8 protein-coding genes are annotated in these 23930 nt (G+C 43.7%); 6 read left to right on the forward strand and 2 right to left on the reverse strand.

The annotated features are described in order from the left end of the window. The first annotated feature begins 982 nt into the window (after positions 1-982). The 3 genes from ACTS60_RS07365 to ACTS60_RS07375 all read left to right on the forward strand — a co-directional run bounded on the left by ACTS60_RS07365 (position 983) and on the right by ACTS60_RS07375 (position 16566). Positions 983-12067 (forward strand): hypothetical protein, encoded by an 11085-nt coding sequence (locus tag ACTS60_RS07365; RefSeq protein ID WP_440887809.1) that lies wholly within the window; start codon positions 983-985, stop codon positions 12065-12067. A 68-nt stretch (positions 12068-12135) separates the two neighbouring features. Then, the gene (locus ACTS60_RS07370) at positions 12136-15651 is read left to right on the forward strand and encodes a hypothetical protein (protein ID WP_440887712.1); all 3516 of its coding nucleotides are present in this window, start codon (positions 12136-12138) and stop codon (positions 15649-15651) included. Positions 15652-15660: 9 nt separating this feature from the next. Further along, complete coding sequence (locus tag ACTS60_RS07375) at positions 15661-16566, forward strand: OmpA family protein (protein WP_440887713.1); 906 nt, start codon at positions 15661-15663, stop codon at positions 16564-16566. A gap of 58 nt (positions 16567-16624) precedes the next feature. Here ACTS60_RS07375 and ACTS60_RS07380 read toward each other — a convergent pair whose 3' ends face one another. Further along, positions 16625-18763, reverse strand: a complete 2139-nt coding sequence (locus ACTS60_RS07380) for a diguanylate cyclase (RefSeq protein WP_440887714.1) — start codon at positions 18761-18763, stop codon at positions 16625-16627. A 261-nt stretch (positions 18764-19024) separates the two neighbouring features. On the opposite strand from ACTS60_RS07380, the gene ACTS60_RS07385 reads away from it, so the two are divergent. The 3 genes from ACTS60_RS07385 to ACTS60_RS07395 all read left to right on the forward strand — a co-directional run bounded on the left by ACTS60_RS07385 (position 19025) and on the right by ACTS60_RS07395 (position 22834). Beyond that, positions 19025-19501 carry a DM13 domain-containing protein gene (locus ACTS60_RS07385; RefSeq protein WP_440887715.1) on the forward strand — a complete coding sequence of 159 codons (477 nt, stop codon included), beginning with the start codon at positions 19025-19027 and terminating at the stop codon, positions 19499-19501. A 155-nt stretch (positions 19502-19656) separates the two neighbouring features. Then, positions 19657-20505, forward strand: a complete 849-nt coding sequence (locus ACTS60_RS07390) for a mechanosensitive ion channel family protein (protein WP_440887716.1) — start codon at positions 19657-19659, stop codon at positions 20503-20505. 298 nt (positions 20506-20803) lie between these two features. Further along, positions 20804-22834 (forward strand): EAL domain-containing protein, encoded by a 2031-nt coding sequence (locus tag ACTS60_RS07395; RefSeq protein ID WP_440887810.1) that lies wholly within the window; start codon positions 20804-20806, stop codon positions 22832-22834. 42 nt (positions 22835-22876) lie between these two features. On the opposite strand, the gene azu is transcribed toward ACTS60_RS07395, so the two are convergent. Further along, positions 22877-23329 carry an azurin gene (gene azu, locus ACTS60_RS07400; protein WP_440887717.1) on the reverse strand — a complete coding sequence of 151 codons (453 nt, stop codon included), beginning with the start codon at positions 23327-23329 and terminating at the stop codon, positions 22877-22879. Positions 23330-23930: the final 601 nt, after the last annotated feature.

Genomic DNA, 23930 nt, shown 5'->3' on the forward strand with positions numbered 1-23930 from the left:
AGAATGACTTGGTTTGAAGGCAAGGCAACAATTTGGAAAGAGCCTGCTATTTCGCTTTGTTTTTTCCTTGCTTACTTTCGGTAAACAGGGAGCCAGTGATAGCGCTCTGAATCCTGCATCTTGAAGTTACTTGAGTATATAGGAAGGGGCTTTCTTGGCTCCTTCCTCTCCTATCTGTCCCGAGTTCCTTTACGGGCATCAAAATAATTCTATTTTAGATCTCCGAGTGAAAATCTAATTGTTTCGACAGAATATTTTCCTGAGATAGATATTAGCTATGTATCATAGTCTTACGTGAGAGTATGAAGATGGGCTTCTGTATGCCTGATAGAAATGTCAGTTGTGAGCGTCGCTTGTTAAATTGTGACACTGCCCATAAAAATGCTCCATCATATTCTTATTTTTTGAGTAACACGCTGATTTAATAGAATATATGAACTAAATTTGATAATGATTTTTGTCAGTTAAAGCGAGATATAGCTATGAAATGGAGCTTTTATCACGTCGTAGGAGCTGTATGCTTTAAACAACATTTGGTGCAAAGCCTTTGGGAAGTTAATTACTTTAATGCAGTTCAGATCTGTCGCAAAGCTGAATCAAAACTGACAGTTAAAGAGTTTTAACTGATTCCAAATAAAAAATGACAAAAAGGTGACAATGTGCAGTTTTCTCCTGTCAATATCTCAGCGTCAACTTGTTGACGTGGTGACTGGTTTTATTGACAGTCCCATGCATGAGTGATCAATATTATAAAATTCGGAAAAGTATTGTGCCAATTATTCAACGCTATCTCACTTTATTCTTACTGATGTTTTTAGTTTCTGCTCAAGCTATGGCTGCGGGGGAAGTTGAAATATCGTTTAGTCCTACATCTGGGGCAGCCTATGAAAATGGGGAAGTGATCAGTTACTCTATTGATGTAAAAAATACGACAGCGAATACTATTAGTAATGTTGCTGTGACGAATAAGATATGGGAAGTCATGTCTGGTTCGAATAAAGCATTTAGCCGCTTAACAATCTCTGATTCTCATACATTGGGCTCGAATCCTGGCACTTATACCAAAAGCAACAGCAACCTTGCTGTGAATGGAGCAAGCCTGCTACCTTTTGGACGTATTAGTTACCAAATTGAAGCCACCGTTGCGGATGATGCCGCTGAGGATATTGTCTTAGGCAATACCGAAGTAAAAGGTACCGTTTCCGGCACAGAAACGACGTTTACCAATACATCAACGATTACTTTTACTCCTGCAGATTACGATTACACGTTAGAAGCTTCTGTTCAGCCGACTCAATACCAAGTGGGGAGTAAGCTAACTTATAAGCTGATTGCGACCAACAGAGGCTCTGTTACTGTTAAAGGCTTAGATATCGAGCAAGCGTTCGAGACGCTGACGGCTCAAAAACAAGATGGCTCAACAGGTGCAGCTTTCAGTAATATTCAAATTAGCGCCACAGCTTCGTCGGGCAGCAAAACGGGGGCCTTCACTACTTCTGGAGATTTGTTGGTTAAAGGGGCGGAGCTTTCTGTTGGTGGTCACGCCATCTACACCATCAAAGCGACCGTCGTTGACGACCTTGTTGGCGACATTGTCACCAAAGCGACATCAACCACTCGAGCTGGTACCGTTAACAGTAGTGAGCTTACAACGCCTCCTGCAGATCCAGATATCGTATTGGCACATACTTTACAGTCGACATCTCCTTACCTAATTAATGGTAAAGTTGATTTCCAAATCAAAGTCACCAACAACGGCGGAGCGATTGCTCACAATTATCATGTAAAACAGAATATTAAAGACTTGGTTAGCCCAAATGGTCTAGCTAATGATCGTACTTCTTCCTATAACAATACGGATGTGGACGGAAATCCTTTTGATTCTTGGGACATCACGGTATCAAACATTGGTGGAAAGTCAGATTCATCCTATTCGGGCAGTACGCAAACGAACGTTGACTTCAATGATATCGTTTCGATTTATCCAGGAGAGTCGATTACCTACCAAGTTAAAGCAACGTTAACCCCTGTAACCATTGGTGCTCTGCAAGGTTTCACTGCGTCAGTGACGGATCAAGCTGACACCCTCGTTAAGAGTTCAAGTATTTCAGACTCGGTAAATGCAGAGAAAGTACTGAGCGTAGCGGATTCCGACATTTCAATTACCAAAACGACCTCGGCGTCAGAATACGTACCAGGAGAAGAGATTGAATACGAAATTACGGTAACCAATGGTTCTTCCAAGTACTTTGCCAATAACCTTTTGGTGCAAGATAACTTGACTTGTGTCGTGACAGAACAAGCGGGTGGTGCTGGTAATGGCCAAGCTTTTGAAAAGTGGAAAGTGGACGTTATTTCAGGCGAGGATTCCATTGGTTCGGACCCTGGTTCGTTTAGTTATGGAATTTGGACGTCAAATCCGTTTTCACTGACGCCGGATATCGCGCCGGGCAAAACGATTAAATATAAGCTAACCGCAAAAACCAGTGATACCAGTATAGGACTTATCTTGGATGACAGCACAAGCTGCGCCAATGATAACGTTACGGAAGAAGGGTCTGGTGTACAAACGCCAGATGATAATTTGCGTGCGAGCAAAGATGTAGATAGTCGTTTCTACTCTTCTGGTCAGGCTCTAACTTACACCATCACAGTAACCAATGATGGTGATGGTTTCGCTAACCAAGTCCAGGTTTTGGATGATCTTAAGTCAGTTAAAACTCAAGATATTCATGGTAGTGAGATTGCTGCGTACACGGGCTGGACCATCACCGGACAGGCTTTCAAAGACGACGGAAGTGCTGCAACCGCAAGTGACACCGGTATTGCTGGTGAGGTGAAGTACCCGGACAACTTAAATGTGATTGCGACGCTTCAGCCTCACTCTTACATCGAATATACCATTGTTGCCGAAACCGATCCGCTCGCAAATGGACATATCTCTAACCAAGTGACTGTGGATGGTTCGGTTTATGCGGACCGTGGCTCTGACCCACGTGACTTTGTGATTCAGTTAAACAAGCGAGTAAAAACAAACACAGACTCAAGCTTCCATGGGGATCAGACGGCTTACTCAAAATTAGACAACGAAGTGACGTACCAAATCAGCCTAAAGAACGCGAAAGAGAATGGCTACGCGACTGACGTTGAAGTAAGAGATCTGTTGTCGACGATTAAAGCTGGTGTCCTTGAGCCAGATGGCATGACGAAACCAGTGTTTAAGTCTTGGCAAATTAGCGCAGAGATTATTTCAGATGACCCTCGCCTAAATGGAAATGCTACATATACCGATGTTGGTACGTTCGCTGACAACACGGACTTAAATACCAAAGTGCAGATCCCACCAAACGTGGAAGTGCTATACACCATCGTGGCTCAAATCGACCGTGATACGCCTGATGAAATCCTCTTCACTCGCTTTGACAACACTGCGGATGTCAAAACGCCTGATTCAGGCATTCAATCTTCGGTGGCAGACACTGTTATTGTGTTCCCACATGATCCAAAAATCGTTGTAGCTAAGACAACCCCAGATGACGATTTTGTTCCAGGACAATGGGTAAACTTTAAAGTGACCATTGTTAATACAGGACCTGGTTATGCAAATGAAGTGAGAGTCACAGATGACATCATTGGCCTCAATGCCTTCTCAGAGTGGAAAATCACATCGAGTACAGACTCTAATAATTCACCATATAAAACAGGTAGTTATGCTGGTGAGAAAACGACTGGATACCCAGATAATGGAAACATCAATAGCCGTATTGATATCGACCCGAAGATCAATGGTGATGAAGGTTACGTTGTCTATGATATCGAAGGTAAAGTGAAAGATGATTATACGGAAGATGAAATCTCGAACACGGCAGAAACCTACGATCCATCGACTAACTTGAATCAATCCTCTTCTGCTGAAATCGGTCATGTATCGGGAGACTCTTTAAACGTTTCGATTCTTAAAACGGCTGATAAAGTTCGCTTTATTCCCGGGGAAGACGTGACTTATGAAATTCGCGTTTTGAATAACGGGGCGACAACCGAACATGGATTGAAAGTGTATGACTATCTGAATGATATCAAGTCGGTTCTAGCGAACGATAAAGACAATCAGTTCCAAGATTATCCTGATCAAAACCCGTTTGAATACTGGCAGTTTAATACTGGTTCAGGCTTTGAGCCTGCCACTAACGAAGACTTCATTTATCCTCCAGGTGGCAAAGGCGCGACAATGAGTTTGGATTCTGGAGAAATTCGAACTTTCCAGATCAGAGCGCGCGTCAAAGATAATGTTGTTGGCTCACTTGATGGAACCACCCTCAACAATAAGATCGAAAACGATGCCTATGTGTATCGCTATATCGACAACAAAGAAGATTCACACGTTTCTCACCACGAAATGGAGCGCGCATACAATGGCGGTGATGTGGTCAGAAAGTTGCTGGTTAACGGTAAAGAATCAAACTTCTACTCACCGGGCGATACTTTAACCTACCAAGTTACCGTTTCTTCACAAACGGGTTATGTGAATGATCATCCAGTTAAAGAAGATATTGATAGTGTTAAGACTCAACTACTTGATGGCAGCAAAGATACGCCATATGCGTCTGGCTATACCGTTGATGTAAGTAAGCAAGATAGCAACGGTGGAGACGGTACCACAGATGGTACGCTGGATGGCATTGTTGCAGATAACCAGAACATCAACACAACGATTGATGTGGCTGGTGGTGATTCGGTGACTTTTGAAGTTGAAGGTGTTGTTCGTGAGGATGCCGTCGGCACGATTACTATCGGTGGTATCACGGTTGTTCCAAATGGCTACCATCTTTCATTTAGTAAAACTGTTGATCAATCCAGTTATGAGCCAGGGAAGCCATTGGTTTACCGATTAACCATTGAAAACGATGGTAAAGGTAACGCCTACAACATCCCAGTGATTGATGAATTATCGGGTATCACGGTTGATCTCGTTGATGGTAAAAATGAAAAAGCCTTTGATTCTGGTTGGATGGTAGCGCCACGTATTGTGAGTGGCAGTGATAAAGCGATCCTCGATTTAGATAGCAGTATCGCGGATAACAAAGACATCAATACCCATGCCTCCATCCCGACAGGTACAAAGATTGAGTATGTAGTTACTGCAACCGTCAATAAAAATGCGGTGGGTAAGATCCTAAACCTATTGACCGTCGACGGTGATACCGTGAGTGCAGAGACTAAGGCATCTGCCGAGAAATACGATTTCTCTAAACACGTCGTAAAACTCTATGACCAAGATGGCACCACCGAATTGACGGGCGGATATACGCCTGGTGGTTACATCGAATACGAAATCTTATTGAAGAACTTAAACAACGTTCACATCAATCAGATGCCAATCAAAGATGAAATCAGCAAAATTCAAACGGATTACTTTGGTGGAGTGAAAGGGCGTGCATTTGACTCATGGACGATTACTCCGAGTGTGGACACGAGTACGATCAGTGATGCGGGTAAAGTCAGTAACAACACGGACATCAATACTAACTTCAACCTTGCGGCAAATGACTTTGTAACCGGCGGTACGTTTGTTAAGTACACCATTAAGGCGAAGATCAGTGAGCAAGCCGTAGGACAGATCCTCAACGTAGCCGTTGTTGATAACAGCCATAACTTGCCATCAGAGCCTGTGAATATGTTGCCAGCGAATATCTCTAAAACGCATAAAGCGTATACGGATACAACGTTTGCTACGCATAAAACCACATACAATCACACAACGAATAGCGAGAAAATCGTTTACCACTTGCGCATAGAGAACAAGGGTAAAGGTCTGGAGTACAATAAGTCTCTCGAAGAGTTTTTCTCGAAAGTCAAAGTTCGTACTGCACAGAATGCGGATGGTGAAGCAGACTCGCAGACGCTACCAGCATTCGATCAATATGGTTGGACTGTGAAGGCAACGACTTCTGGAGAGGCAACCACGCTGATCGATGGGTATGTAGGTGGTGCCAATGCCGATATTGATATCGCCAAGCTGTCTATTGCTCCAGGTGGTTGGATTGACTTTGTTATGGAGTCGCAAATCCGCCAAGACGCACTTGCTCAAATTGTAGTGAAGCCGAAATACAATGGTTCTAACTTCAGTACAGCGACGGTTACTCCAGAAGGCAGCAATCTTACCGTGAGCAAAGAAATTGTGTCTATCGCAGGTAAAGCTTACACATCGGGCGATACTTACAAGCCTAACGATGAGGTTATTTACAAGTTTACTGTTACCAATACAGAGCCAGTTTGGCGTGACCAGACGGTGATCCAAGACATCGTTTCTGGCGTTCGTGTTGAAGTCGTTGGTGGGGCCACGAAGTCGGCATTCTCAGAAACGTCAATTTCCCACGTGTTCACTTCTGTGGGCACTTCGGGAACGCAAGATACCTACATTGAACCTTATGATGCATCCGATAACTTAGACCTTCTAGTCGATATCGCTCCCGAAGAAGTCATTGAATTTACGGTGAAAGGAAAAGTCCGCCCTGATGCATTAGGTGATATTGATGGCAACACAGGAAAAGCAGGCAATCACAGTGATACCACAGATGTGATTCCGCCAGTGGCTCCTGTATTAAGCTTTGAAAAGTCGGTACTGAGTACGACGGCTGATAGCAGCTCTTGTACCTTCCCGTCGACCTCTGGTTCTGGGTGTCATTACAACCCGAATGGTCAAGTGCAATACCAAGTCAGTGTCACTAATATCGGTGAGAGTATTGCAAATGATGCCACAATCGTGGATGAACTGAACACAATAAACACTTCTGATGGTAGGCCTGCATTCCAAGATTACAGCGTTGCCATTATCAGTGCTCCAGATGCGGATAGATTCTCTATCACTGGTGCTTATCAAGGTACAGTACCTCTTAATGCGGTATTTGATTTGATGCCGGGAGATACCGTGGTATTCGAGGTTGACGGTACGGTAGCTGCAGACGCAACAGGCACCATCACTAATATCGCCAAGGTGAATGGTGACGATAGTAATCCCGTTGTTCTCGACCCAGGCACGTCGAGCCTAATCGCACAAAAATCAACCGATACACCGACCTACACGCCAGGTTCAGAAGTTCGTTATCAAATGCGCATTCGCAACCAAACATCGAATAACGAGCAGATCGATATTCGAGATACTATCAGCAGTTACAAAGTAAAAGTGGCTGATGGTTCAGAGCAGATAGCGTTAAAAGACTGGACAGTAAGCGCACGCGTGATTACGGATGGCAACCCATCATATACGGATATTAGCAACCTCAACGCTATTGCTGCGAATAGTGACATTGATGTCACAGTACAAATGGGCGGTAAAGCGGCTGACGATACATACACTGAGATCTTAATTGAGGTTGTAGGGCATGTTCGTGATGATGCAGTCGGCGAGTTTACCAACCAGCTACAAGGTAAGTTGAACTCGGGCTCGAATTATTTCACTTACAACCTAAAAGAGAAGGTGATTGTCCCAGAGCCGGGCAATTTGACAGTAACAAAAGTAACTTCGATCACACCGGCAATTTACCACCCTGGAGACACCATTGGTTATGACATCGAAGTCAAAAATACCGGTGATGGTTATGCTACGGATGTCCTGATCGCTGACCTTTGGAAAAACATTCGTGCTGATAAAGCCGGTTCTACATTACCAGTGCGTGCGTTTGATGCTTGGTCTGCTACCTCAATCAATGTTGTGGGCACTAACCCAAATCTGACGCAGCAAGTTACTGGCTCGGAGATTACTGGCGATAAAGGCGAAGGTTATCAAGTTCGTTATAACATTCACCCTGATCATACGGTTAAATTGCATGTGGAAGGTGTGGTAAAAGCAGATCTTGTTGGTGACATCACTAATGTGGTGGAAGTGAGTGATTCAACTGGTTCCCAAAAAGCCGAAGCAACCTACGTAGCTGCGACGGCAGATCTTTCTGTCGATAAAACGGTTGATAAGAACCAGTATGAATCTGGCGATACACTGACTTATACAATCAAAATTGAGAACACGACTGCGAACTGGGCGAATGACGTTCAAGTTAAAGACCTTGTAAACGACATCACCTCTACCACCATTACTGGTGCAACGGTGAAAGCGTTTGAGTCTGGCACCATCTTCTTTAATGCAGCTTCGCAAACTGGTGATACAAAGTTCCCATCAGCAACAGGGGAGTTCTTGGACGGTAGTTTGGATATTGGTCCAAATGACGTTGTGACTCTGACCGTAGAAGGGGAGCTAGATCCGGAAGTTGTCGGGGATGTCACTAACAAGGTCGAAGTGACCTATAACGGTACAAACAAGACTGCTGACGCGACCAGTACAGCAAAAATCCCAGATTTAACCTTCACAAAAGAACCGATGGTTGAGTTCTATAGCCCGAACCAAGCAGCTGGTTACATCTTGAAGATCGTTAACCAAGATAATAGCTATGCCAATGACATCAACCTGAAAGATGAGATTGGCGCATTGACAGTAACGACCGTAGATGGCTCGACCAATCAAGCCTTCTTGCAATGGGCGGTGCAATACGTAGCGGGCAGTTCATTAACGACGGTGGATGCTAACTCTCTAGTCGTGGATAAGGATATTGATTACAACATCGACCTTGCGCCAAGTGACACCATCACACTGTACGTGATTGGTCTCGTCAATACCGAAGCTACAGGGGATATCGTTAACCAAGCGACCTTGAACCATAACAGCAAAGACGTTACTGCGACTGCAACGCTGAAACCTCGTCCGGGTGATATTGTTCTGGAGAAAGCCACTGATGAACGTTACTACCAACCGGGTGAGTTCTCTACTTTCCGCGTCAAAGTGACCAATAACGGTTCAGGCTTTGCGTCAGATGTAAAAGTGGAAGACCTCATTTCTGCACTGGAAGTGGAGACATCGGGCGGCTCTATGGCGCCAGCATTCAAAGACTGGACAATCGTGACCACCAAGGGTGACCCTCGCACCAATATCGACAAAGTCCCAGGACCAAATGATGATATCTCTACCAATATTGATATCGCTCCAGGTGATACGGTGGAGTTTGCCATTACGGGTACGGTCAATGGCAGTGCGGTTGCGAACATCATAAACACCGCTACTACGGAGTTTGGTGGCGCAACGATTGATGCTACGGCAACTTTAGAAACCTTACCTGAGGAAGTGTGGATAGAGAAAACGGTGGAATCACCTTTCTACATTCCGGGTGAGGAAGCGGTATTCCACGTTCGCGTTTATAACGGTACCGATGGCTTTGATAACGACATCAAACTCGATGATATCCTGTCGGGTATCAGAACGACCAACGTGAATGGTGTCAGTGATCGCGCGTTTGTCAGTTGGACAATTAAAACTATTAGCAAAGACACACGTACGACGATTACGCCAACGCCAGTAGATGATCGAGATATTCGTTCGGTTATCGATATCGCGCCACATGACATCGTTGAATTTACGATTACCGCGAAAACGAATCCGTTGGCAGCAAGTGAAATTACCAACATTGCCACTGCGGATTTGAACGGTACCACGCAGCAATCGAGCGCGACTATTCAACCTCAGTCACAAGGTATTTCTATCGAGAAGACTACGGATAGTGAGTACTACATTCCGGGTAAAGAAGCGACTTTCCGTGTCAAAGTGAAGAACGAAGGTACGGTGCCAGCAACAGACGTTGAGGTGAAAGATGCCATAAGCGATCTTGACGTAGTGCGCCTTGATGGCACCACCGTTAAAGCCTTCGACTCTTGGCGTATTGATGTGAATAAGAGCAATCCAGAAACAGACATCACTAACATTCCGGGAGTGAACGCAGACATTGATTCGATGTTAACGATTGCTGCGAATGATGAAGTTGAGTTTGTGATTACAGGGCTTGTTAATCAATATGCGACGGGTGAGATTGAAAACACCGCAAGTGCGACATTCCGCGGTGATACTCAAGAAGCGAGTGCGATACTGCTATCGATGCCAGAATCCGTCAAGCTTGAGAAAACCGTTGACGAGGAATATTACCGTCCGGGTGAAAATGCGACTTACCATGTCGTACTGAGTAACGAATCTGGCTCATTCACCGAAGAGATTGTACTTAAAGACCTGATCTCTGAATTGAAAGTGAACACGATTTATGACACTGAAGCTACCGCATTCACCAGTTGGAGAATGACAAGTTCATACAGTGATGATCGAACCATCGTGTTGCCAAAAATCCAAGGTGATAACGTTGATATCAATAGTCGTGTAGTTCTTGCTCCAAACGACAAATTGGAAATTGAAATCACAGGCGTCGTGAACGCGGATGCAATGGGGGAAATAACCAACCATGCGTATGCGTACGATAAAACAGAGAGTGATGTGCTTGCTGACGATTTCGTGACGATTAAGCCACAGCCGATCATCCTAGCCGTTACTAAGGTAGCGGATAAAACCGAATACACCAATGACGACGATGAAATCACCTTTACCATGACAGCAACCAACCGTGGTTCTGCTGATGCTGACAACGTTAACTTGTTGGATGAAATCGATAAGTTGATTGGCAGCAACGGAAATGCGTTATTTACCTCGTGGACGGCGACCATCACTGAGCTTAAATCTGGTGCTGTGGTTTCGGTTGACTCAGATAATAACGTCGACTCAAACCACACCATGAAAGCCTACCAAGGTAATGAGTATCAAATTGTGGTGGCTGGCGAGATCAATCAGGGTATTGATGACAACTTCACTAACGTTTTCACTGCGACAGCGCCGACGGGTGAATTCGCGACCGCCAATGTCACTATCAAAGTGAAGAAACAAGCTTACAACGAGGGCATGCTGACCGTAACGAAGGTTGCGAGTAAGTCAGAAGCGAGTGTAGGTGAAGTGGTGGAGTACGAAGTAACCATCACCAATGAAGATAAAGAAAACCCATTCACGGGTGTGCGTTTGGTGGACCGTTACCCAGGTGGCTTTGCTTACATTCCAGACTCTACTGAGATGGTCAATAGTGGACCTGATGGCGTATTTGACACCTCGGATGACATTCAAATTACGGTAGAGCCAACAAAAACTAACCAACTGTTCTTTGATGTTGGTGACATGAATATTTACGGCAAAGGTGACTCGAAAACCGCTGATTCTGTTCGTATTCGTTACCTAATGCGCGTCAGTGTCGGTGCTACCTTTGGCGTCTACACCAACACCGCATGGGCAGAAGCACCACCAGCAGAGAGTTTCTCAGCTCAAAGCGCGACCACAAGTTATGTGGTGAAATCAAACCAAGCTAGCGCCACGGTAGAAGTGATGCCAGATAAGGTATTCGACACAGCTTCGATCATCGGCAAGGTGTTTGAAGATCATAATGGTGACGGTTTCCAAGCTGACGCAACAGCGGACGATATTTACATCGATGTCGATTTAGCCGCAGGTGAGTACATTCCGGGCTCAACTTTCATCACGCAAGATGGGGTTGAAACGCAGCTTAAAGATGTTCAAGTCACCCAACAAGGTCAAGGTGTGCTGATGTCTAGCATCGACAAAGGCTACGAAGTAGATGAGCTATACGGCTTATCACGTAACCGAACGCTTGAGCACAGCAACAAAGTGGTATTCCAATTCAAGACTCGAACTCGTCAAGGCTTCCCATTCAAGGTGACCACAGATAACGGCACATATATCGAGTTCGACAAGCAAGGTAACGCGATTACTAAGCACAAAGGAGACAAGAAGAAAGGTCTTTCGGCAGAGAACATTGATGTAGTGAGAAACCTCTACCGAGATGGTGATGCGTATTTATGGGAAATCATCGTAGAGAACAAAGGACTTTACGAAGACGGTATCCCGGGTGTTCGACTGTTAACGGTCGAAGGCATCATCATCGAAACAGACCAATATGGTCGATACCACGTTCCAGATCAGTGGGTGTTGAATAAGAAAGGTAAGCAGTTCTTGGTCAAAGTGGATACAGACTCGCTACCAACAGGTATGACGGTGATCAGTGAGAACCCGAAAGTACGCCGAATTACACCAAACAAACTGACGAAATTTAACTTCAGCATCAAAAGCAGTGGGGATGATTAACCGTTCGCAGTACAAACGCAGGCTGGGCAAGTCCCAGCCAACCACTCAAGCGGTTAAGCAGGATTATTATGATTAGATTTAGGCAATCAAAACTGACAATGTGTATCGTGGCTGCGTTACCGATGCTTTCGTACGCGAAAGACACCAGCCAATTGGAGAAAATTGACAGTGACTCACTGGGTATTGAAGTTAAAGCTCACGAACAAACAGATAACTCGCGCATCTACCTAGAGCAAGGTGCTATTTGGGTAAGCCGCGACATTATGCGTTTTGACCCAGTGCTCGACCTGAGCATCAGCAGTGATGTGGAAGTGAAAGATGGCAAACCATTGCAAGAGATGAGCTTCGCTATTACGACCAACTTTAGCTACTACGTTGATCATTACCAACTGGAAGTTTTCCGTGGTGGTGACCGTGGTTTGGTTAACCCTCTTGCAGTAGTTGAAGGTCAGCAATTTTCAAATGACTTCAACATCGTTTGGGATGGCTCCACTACTCAAGAGTACCAATTTGAATCGAACACTCAGCTGTTGTTCCGTTTAAAAGCTTTCGATAAAGACGGCAATATGGACGTGACCACGGTTGGTGTGATTGACCTTGTTGAGCCAGATTCTGAAGTCGATATTGATAAGAATGACGGTGAAGAAGAACAAAGCCGAAAACTTGGTAAAGCCCAGTTAATGCGTCATAACATCCCAACCTCTGCAGGCCTGGCAAGATTCATGGGGACGGGATTAAAAGGCGTCGATAAAGTTGTTATTGGTGAAGATGAATTTGATGTAGAAAAAGGCGAGCTATACGCAGAGCAGTATCTGCCAGCAGACGCCTATTTATTCCCAACTCGAGTGGTGTTCGACAACGGTGAAGAGCGTCGTTATCAGCTTTATGTGCGTATTCCTGATGAATATTGGGTACAAGCGGGTCTTGCTGACTTCTACATTGGTAAAAACAAAGTCACCGGTAACTCGGCAGCACTGGCCGTGGATGACCAATACCAAGATGACATTTACAACCAAGGTCGCTTAGCGTATTTCGGCCAAGGTAAGTTTGGCGATAAACTTCGAGTGACCACCCACTTTGATACTAAAGAAAGTGATGTGCGAGACATGTTTAAGCATCCGTTTGCTTCTGATTCATCAAGTGTGTTCGACATTCTAGAAGATGACGATGAGATGTATTACGGCAACTACGGCGACAGCTCAAACATTTACAAAGTGGTGAACACCAAAGGTAAGGTTTATCTCAACGTTGAGTATGATAAATCCAACATCTTGTGGGGCAACTACAACACAGGTATCACTGGTACTGACAACAACGACTACAACCGAAGCCTATATGGTTTCAAAGGCGACTACCGTACACGTTCAACCACCAAGTTTGGTGAAGACCGCCTAAACATCGTCGGCTTTGTGGCAGAATCCGATTCGCTCTTTGCTCACGATGAGTTTCTCGGCACTGGTGGCTCGCTTTACTTCCTCCGTCATGGTGAAGTAGTGCCAGGCAGTGACAAGGTGATGGTGAAAGTTGTTGATCCAGACAGTAGCATCACCATTCAAGAAATGCCGCTGCAATCGGGGCGTGACTATGAAATTGACCCGTATCAAGGCCGAATTATTCTAACCAGGCCACTAAACAACATCATTTCTGACAACTTTGGTTCGGTTATCAACGATCAACCCGCATCGGGTTACAACAACTATCTTGCAGTAGATTACGAATACGTTCCCCAAGGTAGTGATGCAATCGATGCGTTGACGGCTGGTGGCCGAGTGAAGGGGTGGGTAAATGACTACATCGGCGTTGGCGCGAACTACCAAACTGAAGAAAAAGACAATCAAGACTACGAAGCATACGGTACAGACTTAACCTTGCGTGCTTCTGAAGGCACGTATTTGAAAGCTGAATTCGGGCACAGTAAAGGTCGTCAAACCGACTCTAACTACGTTTCTTTCGATGGCGGTTTAACATTTACCCCAATTGGTAGCAATGTCGAGGATCGTGAAGGTGATATCTACCAAGTGAAAGGGGTAATGAACCTTTACGACTTAGCGCCAAATGTATTCTCTGCGGTAGGCAACGATGTTAAAGCTTGGTACAAATCCAAAGATGCAGGCTACAGCTTTGCTAGCCAAGATGACGATTTAGAACAAGAGTCTTACGGTACCGAAATTCGTTTCCAAGCCACTGATCGTGTTGCGGTGAAGACGCGCTTTACGTCGGTTGAAGAGCGAGAATCTAACGGTGACTTGCGAACCGATACTCAACAAGCAGAATTGGAAACGCAAGTTAAAGTCACCAAACACATAAAGATCTCGGCGGCAGGTAAACAAGTTGAAGAGTTAAATAATCAAGATGAAAAAGGCAAGGGTACCTTAGCGGGTCTTCGTGCCGATTATATCTGGGACAGTGACAACAACGTTTACATCAAAGGTCAGAAAACCGTAGGTCAGACCGACGAATATGATGAGAACGACAGCGTTACACTTGGTGGTGAGACCCGTATTCTGGAAGACTTCGTGGTTGGCGCGGAATACACCACCGGTGACCGTGGTGATGCCGCACAGGCGAGCGTGACGTATGACGTAACCGATGATTACAGCACCTACTTAACCTACGTAGACGACACGTACGAAGGTAAAAATAACGTCATTATCGGCCAACGTGCAGATCTGACTTCGACGATTGATTTTTACCAAGAAAACCAGTTTGTCGATGAGAATAACGGCAAAGGCCGTATCGACTCGTTTGGCTTCGGTTACGACATGAACGACGACATCGACATGGGCATTGGCTATCAAAAAGGTGAAATCGAAGACGACCAAAAGATCACAACTGAGCGTCAAGCGGTGAGTGTGAGTACGTCCATCGATATCGATGACGTGCTGTTCAAGAACAAAGTGGAGTACCGTGTCGACAAGACCGATGATTCTGCAGATCCAGACAAGAAACGTGTTGACCAGTGGGTGACCACCAACCGTTACACGCATCACCTAACGGAAGAGTACACCTTATTTGGCAAGTTCAACTACTCACGCTCAGAAAGTAAATCGAGCGATAAAGTGTGGGCTCGTTTTATTGAATCCACTGCAGGTTTAGCATATCGCCCAATCTACAACGACCGTTTGAACGTACTCTCTCGCTACACCTATTTGGTGGACTTCGACCAACTTAACCGTGATGTGGATTACAAAGATGAAGAAAGCCACATCATCGAAATCGAAGGTATCTACTCGTTGGATGCAAACTGGGATTTAGGCGCGAAATACGCTTATAAGGACAAGCATGAAATCTTCACTCGTCAGTCAGGTGAAGACATTCCAGTCGACAGTAAAGTTTCTCTTTATGGTTTGAGTGCCTCTTACCGTGTTATGAAAGATTGGGACGTTACTGGTGAGTACCACTGGAAGACGGACAGCACCTACGACGAGTTAGAGCAGGGTGCATTGGTTTCGGTTAACAAACATTTGAGCGACAACTTCAAAGTCGGCGTGGGTTACAACTTCTCGGGCTTTGATGGCAACCTAGCGAATGATGACGATTACGACGCATCAGGCGTATTCATTAACCTAGTTGGTAAGTTATAAGAGGGCGATATGAAAACGACGATTCGTTTGTTAAGCGGCATGATCGCAGGGGCAATATTGGCAGGTTGTTCGGCGGATGCGTATGTAAGCCAAGAGAACCGAGAAAAGTTTGCTGATGTCAATGTCTCCAAGTTTCTGATCAGTGAATGTTTAGCGCCGCAACGTGAAATCCATATTGCGGTTGCCGAGCATTTCGACTTCGATAAATCCATCATTCGTGAAGCCGATGCGGCAAGCCTAGATGCGTTCATCCGTGATATTCAAGGCTTGAGCGGGCGCATCACTATTGTTGGTCACACTGATTTTAAAGGCTCTGATGAATATAACGAGAAGCTGTCTATGCGCCGCGCTGAATCGGTAGAGGCGTATCTTCAGCAACAACTCAACCCAGAGCAATACGATTGGGAAGTGAAACACTTTGGTGAGTCGCAGCCGCTAGCGTTGGGTAAATCGGATCAAGCTCGCGCCGAAAACCGTCGCGCTTACGTGATGTTTGAAGAGGCGAAGAAATACGAAGAGATGCCTTTCTGTGAGCCGCCAAAACCAGAACGTAAGATCTACATGGCGATGACGCCGCACTTTGATTTCGATAAGTCGGAATTAAAACCGGAAGACCTTTCACAATTAGATGATTTCATCGCAAAACTGCAAGGTTTAGAGGGTAGCATTATGGTGGCTGGTCATACCGACCAAGTGGGCTCGCTCTCTTATAATGAACAACTGGCGGAGCAAAGAGCACAAACCGTGGTGGCGTATCTCAAGACGAAACTCGATCCATCGCAGTTTGTGTGGGAAGTAAAAGCCTTTGGTGAGCTTCAACCTGTGATCAACGAAGAATCTCCAGAAGCGAATGCTTTAAACCGCCGTGCGTTTATCGTCTTTAAAGAGAGTGAACTGAATCAATCGGTTGAATGATTCGATAGACTTGATATCTGATCAACAACAATATAATTGTTGATCAGATAGTAATGAGCTAAACGGACTCTAAAGAAAATGAATGGGTAGCAAAACTTACAGCATTGCGACCCTTCTCTTTTGCACGATATAGTTGCTTGTCAGCAATGGTAAACAGCTCTTCAAAACAGCAACTGTCTAGGCTATAGAAATTCACCGCACCCACAGATAAAGTCAATATTTCTGCGCATTGAGAAAGTGGGTTGCTTAGGTGTAGATCTTCTATTTGTTCTTGGAGCAAAGAGAGCTTTGACATAAGTTGAGCTTCATTGAGGTTTTCACATATGATGAGAAACTCGTCTCCACCATAACGGAAAATATGAGTATCAAACTGTTCAAAAACACTTTTTAGAACACTAGAAACTAGTTTTAATGCTAGATCACCTTTGTGATGTCCATGAAAGTCGTTGTAGCCTTTGTAGTAATCAATATCGATGATCACTAAGGCTAATGCGTGGTTATTAACTTGGGCATTAGAGATAAGTGAAGGCGTCATGGAATCGAGTTGGTATCGATTGTAGAGGCCCGTAAGGGGTTCGGTGCGAGACAACGTTTCCAGCAACAGGTTAGCTTGCTGTAGGTTTTGCCTTTGCTCAAAGTTTTCGAGCGAAATAGCAATAAAGCTCGCGAGCTGTTCAAAAAGATAAACATGGTGTTGCTGGTATTGCTCAGGTTCGTGATGCTGGATAGATAGAACCCCCAAGATACGTTCACCAAGTTTTATGGGCGTTAGGATGACAGAACGAGCTATTTTATCGTTATTGAACACCACCAAATCATGATCTTTTCTATCATCTAGCGGTACGAAACTACTGATCGATTCATCATTCACATTGTTTATGTGCACCGTCTGAGCTTTTCGAACCACATAACTCCCAATATTTTTATCTTGGTCACAGTTAATAACCAGTCGTTCTACTAGCCCATCGCTATCAAAAAAGTATCGATAATCTAGCTCGTGAGTATCTTGGTTGTACAACGCAATTCCGAATTCATCAGTTGGAAATACTAAGCCCACTTTTTGGTAGATAAATGCTAAACCTTTCTCTAAGTCATTAGATGTCGCAATGCTTTGACCTATATCCGTAAGCGTACCGATTTGCTCCTGGATATTCTTCATGACAAGGTGCGCTTGATCTTGGGTAAGATGAGTTATTTGTCCTCGCAACTGTTCGGCGTCATTTTGTTTATTATCGTCTAATTGATTCTCTAGATGCGCGATAAACATGCTTTGAAATTTTGCCAGCTCCTGCCAGTTATGACCATATTGATAGATGGCTATTTGTGCACGACAGTATTTGGAGTAGAAGCCAAAGTTATTCTTTAACTCTTCATCTTGTGCCAACTGATTACAAAGTACTTGAGCTTGTTCAAACTTCAAGTGCTGGACTAGGAAGTCTAGATGTGACGTTAAGTTTTCTTGTTGATTATGTTTATCTTTTACTTGGGCAAACAGCTTATGCGCAGTAATGAAATGTTGCTCGATATTATCGAAGGAAAACTCTTCGCTATGAATTTTTGTTTGGGCAAGATAACCGTGAGAAATAGCTTCAATTCTTTGCTCTTTTATTTCTAATGCAATACTCAATGCTCGCTCAATAGACACCAAGGCTTTGTCAATTTGTTGGAGCTTCCCCAGACCTAGGCCTATATTAAGTTGGCAGATGGCTTGATTAACTTGGTTGCAAACTTTTTCTGAGGCTTGTGCTCCCAACTTTGCCAGGTCGACAGCCTGGTGGTATTTCTCCAACGAAAGATACAAGTCACTAACATTTGTATATAGCAGAGAAAGAGCATTTGTATCTAATAGATGCGTGTGAAGTAGTACTTCTTGGTACAGAGCATAAGCTTCTCTATATTGTTCACGATCAGCGTAGATCGATGCTAATAAAATGTGAGCTTGGAAGCGTAAAGCGTTTTTACGCGCTGGACTAATTTCGATGCATCGTTGATAAAACAAAATTGCCTGCTCTAATTGATCGTTGCGATCACAGGTAAACCCCTTAACAAAGCTATCTGCTTGTTCACACAATTGATAATCATTTTGACAGCATATGATCTCGACGCGGTCCAGAATATAGTCGAGTCCAGATAAGCCAGGATAGTTTTGAATTCGTGTTAGCAACGCAACGATTTGCAAGTAAGCCGGATGGTCCATCTAGTCTCCTTATTATAGTTATACCCAAGCCCTTCGAGGTTACTTGGATATATGTTTGTTATGCGATGGACGCAGTGAAGTTCTATGTGTAATTTTAATATGTCGTTCTGTAAAGTGCGAGGTTGATACAATAAATATTGCTTACAATGGTGCGATTGGTTTGCTATTTGTGATCTAGATAAAAAAACATTTACGGTCTTTACGGTGGTTAATGATTGATTTATAAATTAAAGTTGGTAGCTAAAAACGGAGAGAGCAAGAATGAAGACAGTATTATCTTTTATTACGCATATTAGTTGTATAGCGCTTGGGTTTGCTCTAGGTGTCTATGCATTACCAATACTCATTCAACCAGAATCCCCAGAAATTCCGAAATTGTCTTCAGACATTCAACAATATGTTCTTCAAGGAAGGTTTGATAAAGCTCGAAAGGACAGTGATTTCTTCCATTGGGGAGAAGGCGTGATTACTGTGACAGGAACTCAAGTCTTTTTTGAAGGAGAGCTTGCTCCGGGGCCAGATTACAAACTCTACTTATCACCACAATATGTAGAAACTGAAGCAGACTTTGCTAAATGGAAATCAGAGATGGTAAAACTTGGGGATGTAAAAACGTTCGACCGCTTTATCATCCCTTTAAGTCAGCCGATAGATTCAGATAAATACAACTCTGTGATTGTATGGTGCGAAAGCTTTGGTGAGTTTATTACTTCTGCCAAATTGAGGTCGCTCAACTAGGGCAAAGACGGTTCCTAGAGTATCTTTTCCCTTAGTCCTCCCATTTAACTGCTCCAAACTAGGACAATTGGTTAGGAAATTGATAAGGTTACTTTCTTACAACTGGACCTCTAATCTAAGAGGTTAATTTATCTAGGCCATACAGGGAGCGAGGAATGGAGAAGGTACAGTTAGTCGTCGATTTTCTTCTCACTCACAAACTATTGTTCACGGCAATCATATTGCTGTTTGTTATTTTGCTACGTCGGTTTGTTCTTTCAAGAATACGTGGTGATGATGCTTTTATCACAGAGGAACAACGTAGTTGGATGTCGAGAACCAAGAACGGCACCTTTGCGATCACTCTGATAATTTTGTTTATCCTATGGCAGTCTGAAATTAGTGAATTTGCCCTCAGTGTGACAGCCATAGCTGTTGCTATTGTTGTTGCCTCTAAAGAGATCATTTTATGTTTCACTGGTTCAATTCAACGCGCAAGCTCGCGCTCGTTTCGTATAGGTGACTGGATTGAAGTTGGTAAGCTATGTGGTGAAGTGATTGAACACAATATGATGGCGACGGTGATTCAAGAAATCGATCTACATCATGGGCAATATCACTACACGGGTAAAACCGCTACGCTGCCTAACAGTATGTTTTTCACTTATCCAGTAAAAAACCTCAACTTTATGAAGCGCTACGTCTACCACAACTTTTCAGTAGTGGTAAAAGACTTTGTTAACTTATACCCGATTTTACCGCTACTAACCGATAAAATTGATGAACACTGTAGCTACTTCGCTGACGTTGCGCACCGCTATAATGCGATGATAGAAAAGCATGCAGGTGTCGACTTGCCGGGATCAGAGCCACATGTTCATATCGCCAGCAATATTAATGGTGAGCAAATCGTACATATCATGATTTTCTGCCCTACAGATAAAGCAAACCATCTAGAGCACCTGATTCGTAAAGACTTTATGGAGCTATATGAGCAGCACGTCCCAGTCCCGCTCTCTGGCTAAATGTTGATACGGAATAACAGCAACCCCGCTATAAATGCGGGGTTTCTTTTTATTTGTCGTTACGACAAATAATCTTAATGGATCAAGGCGCATATTATCGCTAAATTACGCACGAGATTCGCTTTACTTATTAAGTCAATAATTACTAATTGATATTTTGATCTTAATCTCACTTTGGCTTTAGGTGGGAGCGATGCTTATCAGCTTAAGTAAATGCGCTTCAATTGGTCGAATCTTATTTTGACTTGTCATTTGGTCCTATCAGTAAAAGAACTCGTTAATGCTAAAAAGTACAAAGATGTGTACGCGATTAATTCAACGTATGTCGGTTATCTCTACCTCTTGGAGTTCCGAATTTAAGTCCTACTTAACGGATTTAGCTTCGATTGCGCTACTGCTTCTCCCTTTGATTTTGTCTAATGCATTGGCGATATTTCTAGGACATGCTTTCCGTCTTAGCGGATGGGGAGAACTGTCTCAACTACTTTTCCATGTCTCCGATATTCTGATAAATCTATATCCTAGTGCTTTTTGTGTTGTTGCTGGCTACTACCTTTCGCATAAAACCAATGTCTCTAGTGCGGTATTCATCATCTATTCGTTGATCATGTTTTACTTGATTTCGCTAGAAAACGGCAGCTTATCAGCAACATATATGTTGCCTAACAACCCATTACTCGCTCTGCTGAGTGCAACGATTACTTATCTATACTGCATTGCTTTTAAGATACGTTTGCTGGAGCCGCAAGCGCTAGATTTTTCGTCTCGTTTGCTCAAGCACGTAGTACATTTCTTCCTATTTGTATTGATTGCGTTAGTTGTGTCCAACTTGACGGCAATCGTTATGTCAATGTTTGGTAGTGCTATTCGTGAGATTGGAGTCGATCCGCTGACGTTACAAGGCGGCCTGATTTATCAAACTGTTTTGGGGCTACTGGGTTCCATTGGCATTAATGGGCACAACCTATTGTTCGCCATTAAGCAGCAGATATTTGCAGCGACTGAAGCGAATATGATTGCTTGGAAAGGTGGAGAGGCGTCACTAAATGTGATTAGCCAAGGTTTCTACGATGCGTTTATGTCTATGGGTGGTTCGGGTAACAGCATTAGCCTACTTATATGTGTATTGATGTTTGCCAGAGAGCGCAATCATCTGATGCTCGCACTAGCTGCAACGCCTTTGGTTATATTTAATATCAACGAAGTGTTGCTATTTGGGTTACCTATTATTTTTAACCCGCTGCTGATCATCCCTTTTGTAACGGTTCCATTGGTGAGCTTTGTCATCACATACTCATGTATAGCCTCTGGCATTGTGCCTCCAGTTGAGAACATCGTAAACTGGATGACGCCTCCTCTGTTCAGCGGTTATATGGCGATGGGAAATCAACTTGAAGGGTCGATTCTGCAGGCGGTTGTCATTCTTGTTGGCGTTTTCATCTATCGGCCATTTTACTTGGCGTATGCAGGAAAGTATTCAGCTCAGTTTCGCGCAAATGCGACGTATACTGGTATTGAACGCTCGATTTTTAAAACGCTGCTAAACAATGTCAGGGATTCCAATAAGACAAGTATCAGTAAATCTACCGCTCAGAAGCGTTTAACAACCATTTTACGTGAAGGCGAACTGGTCATGTTTTACCAGAAACTGCAGTCTACAAAAGATGTGAACGTATTCTCTTATGAAGCGCTACTACGTTATATCGATAAAGATGGGAAGTTGTGTCCACCAACGTTTGTTAGTGATTTTCAAATGCTTAATTCTATGCCATTGCTCGACAAGTTAGTGATAGAGAGAGTACTGGCTGACATGCAGAAAATGTCATTATCAAAAGAACGTCGCATCGCGATTAATATCGCAGTGGCGACTATTGAACAAGAAGAGTTTGTACCACATCTACTCTCTCGCTTAACTCACTATGGAATCGAACCAGAATGGCTAGAAATTGAGATTACTGAAGAAGCGATTTTGAGTAATAAAGTATTCCTAATTAGAACGATGGAAGCGCTGCAGGCAAAAGGTATTAGGATTGCTATGGATGACTTTGGCACCGGTTACGCATCGTTTCCTCATTTGCTGAAGTATCCTTTCGACAAGATTAAACTTGATCGCTCATTATTGTTAGATGCAACTGACCAAAAAGGTCGGGATCTTTATGAGTTAGTAGCCAAGCTTGGACGAATTACCCATTGTGAGGTGGTTGCTGAGGGGGTAGAAACCCAGCAAGAGTACGATTTTGTCAAGGGATGTGGAGTGGACAAGGTCCAAGGTTACTTTTTTGCTCGCCCTGCGCCATTGAAAGATATTCTCCCGGAACAATCTATTTAAAATAAAAGGAAGCGTATTGCTTCCTTTTTGCATTTTGTACTGTTATTTGAACTCAAACTTACCCTGCATGATTGCCCAGTGACCAGGGAAAGAACAGAAGAATGAGTAATCACCTCCCGGAGTCATCTTCTCTGTGCTGAATGTGATAGAAGTGCTTTCGCCACCACCAATCACTTTGGTAAACGCGTAAACACGGTCATCGTTAGGTTTTACGTAGCTGTTCTCAAGACCTGCAGACATGCCTTCTGTACCCACTGCCTGAAGGTTTGCTGTATCAGCTATCACCACGTTATGACCCATTGATTGTGCTGGCATTTTACCAGTGTGGTTCAGCGTCAGTTTTACTTCTTTACACGTTGCTGGAACACTTAACGTTTTGGTCGAAAACTGCATCATATCGTTTGCATCGATAGACACTTCACACTCTGCGCTTGCTTGTGCGCCAAAGCTCATTCCTACTAGTGCAAAGGTTGCTGCTACTAAACGTAAAGACATATAACACTCTCCATATTTTATTTTGGGCTGACTTGGATTCAAACCGATCCAATGCATCTCATTATCATCGAATATTCAATCTGAAACCGTGCTTCAATCCGGATATTGACGTTTTGTTGCAAAGTTATACTTATCGTTTTTATGGTGTGATCATTCATGTGCCGTATTTTCCTCTCTTGATTTCATAAATGTGAAGGGGATCTTTTGGGCCAAGAACTACCAATCTTTTCGGGTATGATGTCAGCTTTTATTGGCGCTTTTTTCGCTAACATGTAACTAAGTATTTCAAGTGTTTTTATCTTGTAACTTATTGATTTTTTGATGCAAAAAAGAGAGTGAAATGCAAATCACTAACTTGATGGTGACAAGAAAATAGATTTGTTTTATCCGGCGCACACTTTCTTAATTTTGAACTAGAGTCCCAGTTTTTTGTTTGCTTACCGATTGCGTACGAAATGTCGTCAAATTGACGCGAAAAGACGCTTTATTTTTGGCACTTTTACACCTGTAAGTTGAGTTGCATTTAGTTACATCTGTCCGCTGCGGCGCGAAAAAAGTCCCACTCTATAATGCCTTTCCTTTTTATTGTTGTTTGTATAAG

It is taken from the genome of Vibrio sp. WZ-1 (assembly GCF_052037695.1).
Lineage (GTDB): Bacteria > Pseudomonadota > Gammaproteobacteria > Enterobacterales > Vibrionaceae > Vibrio.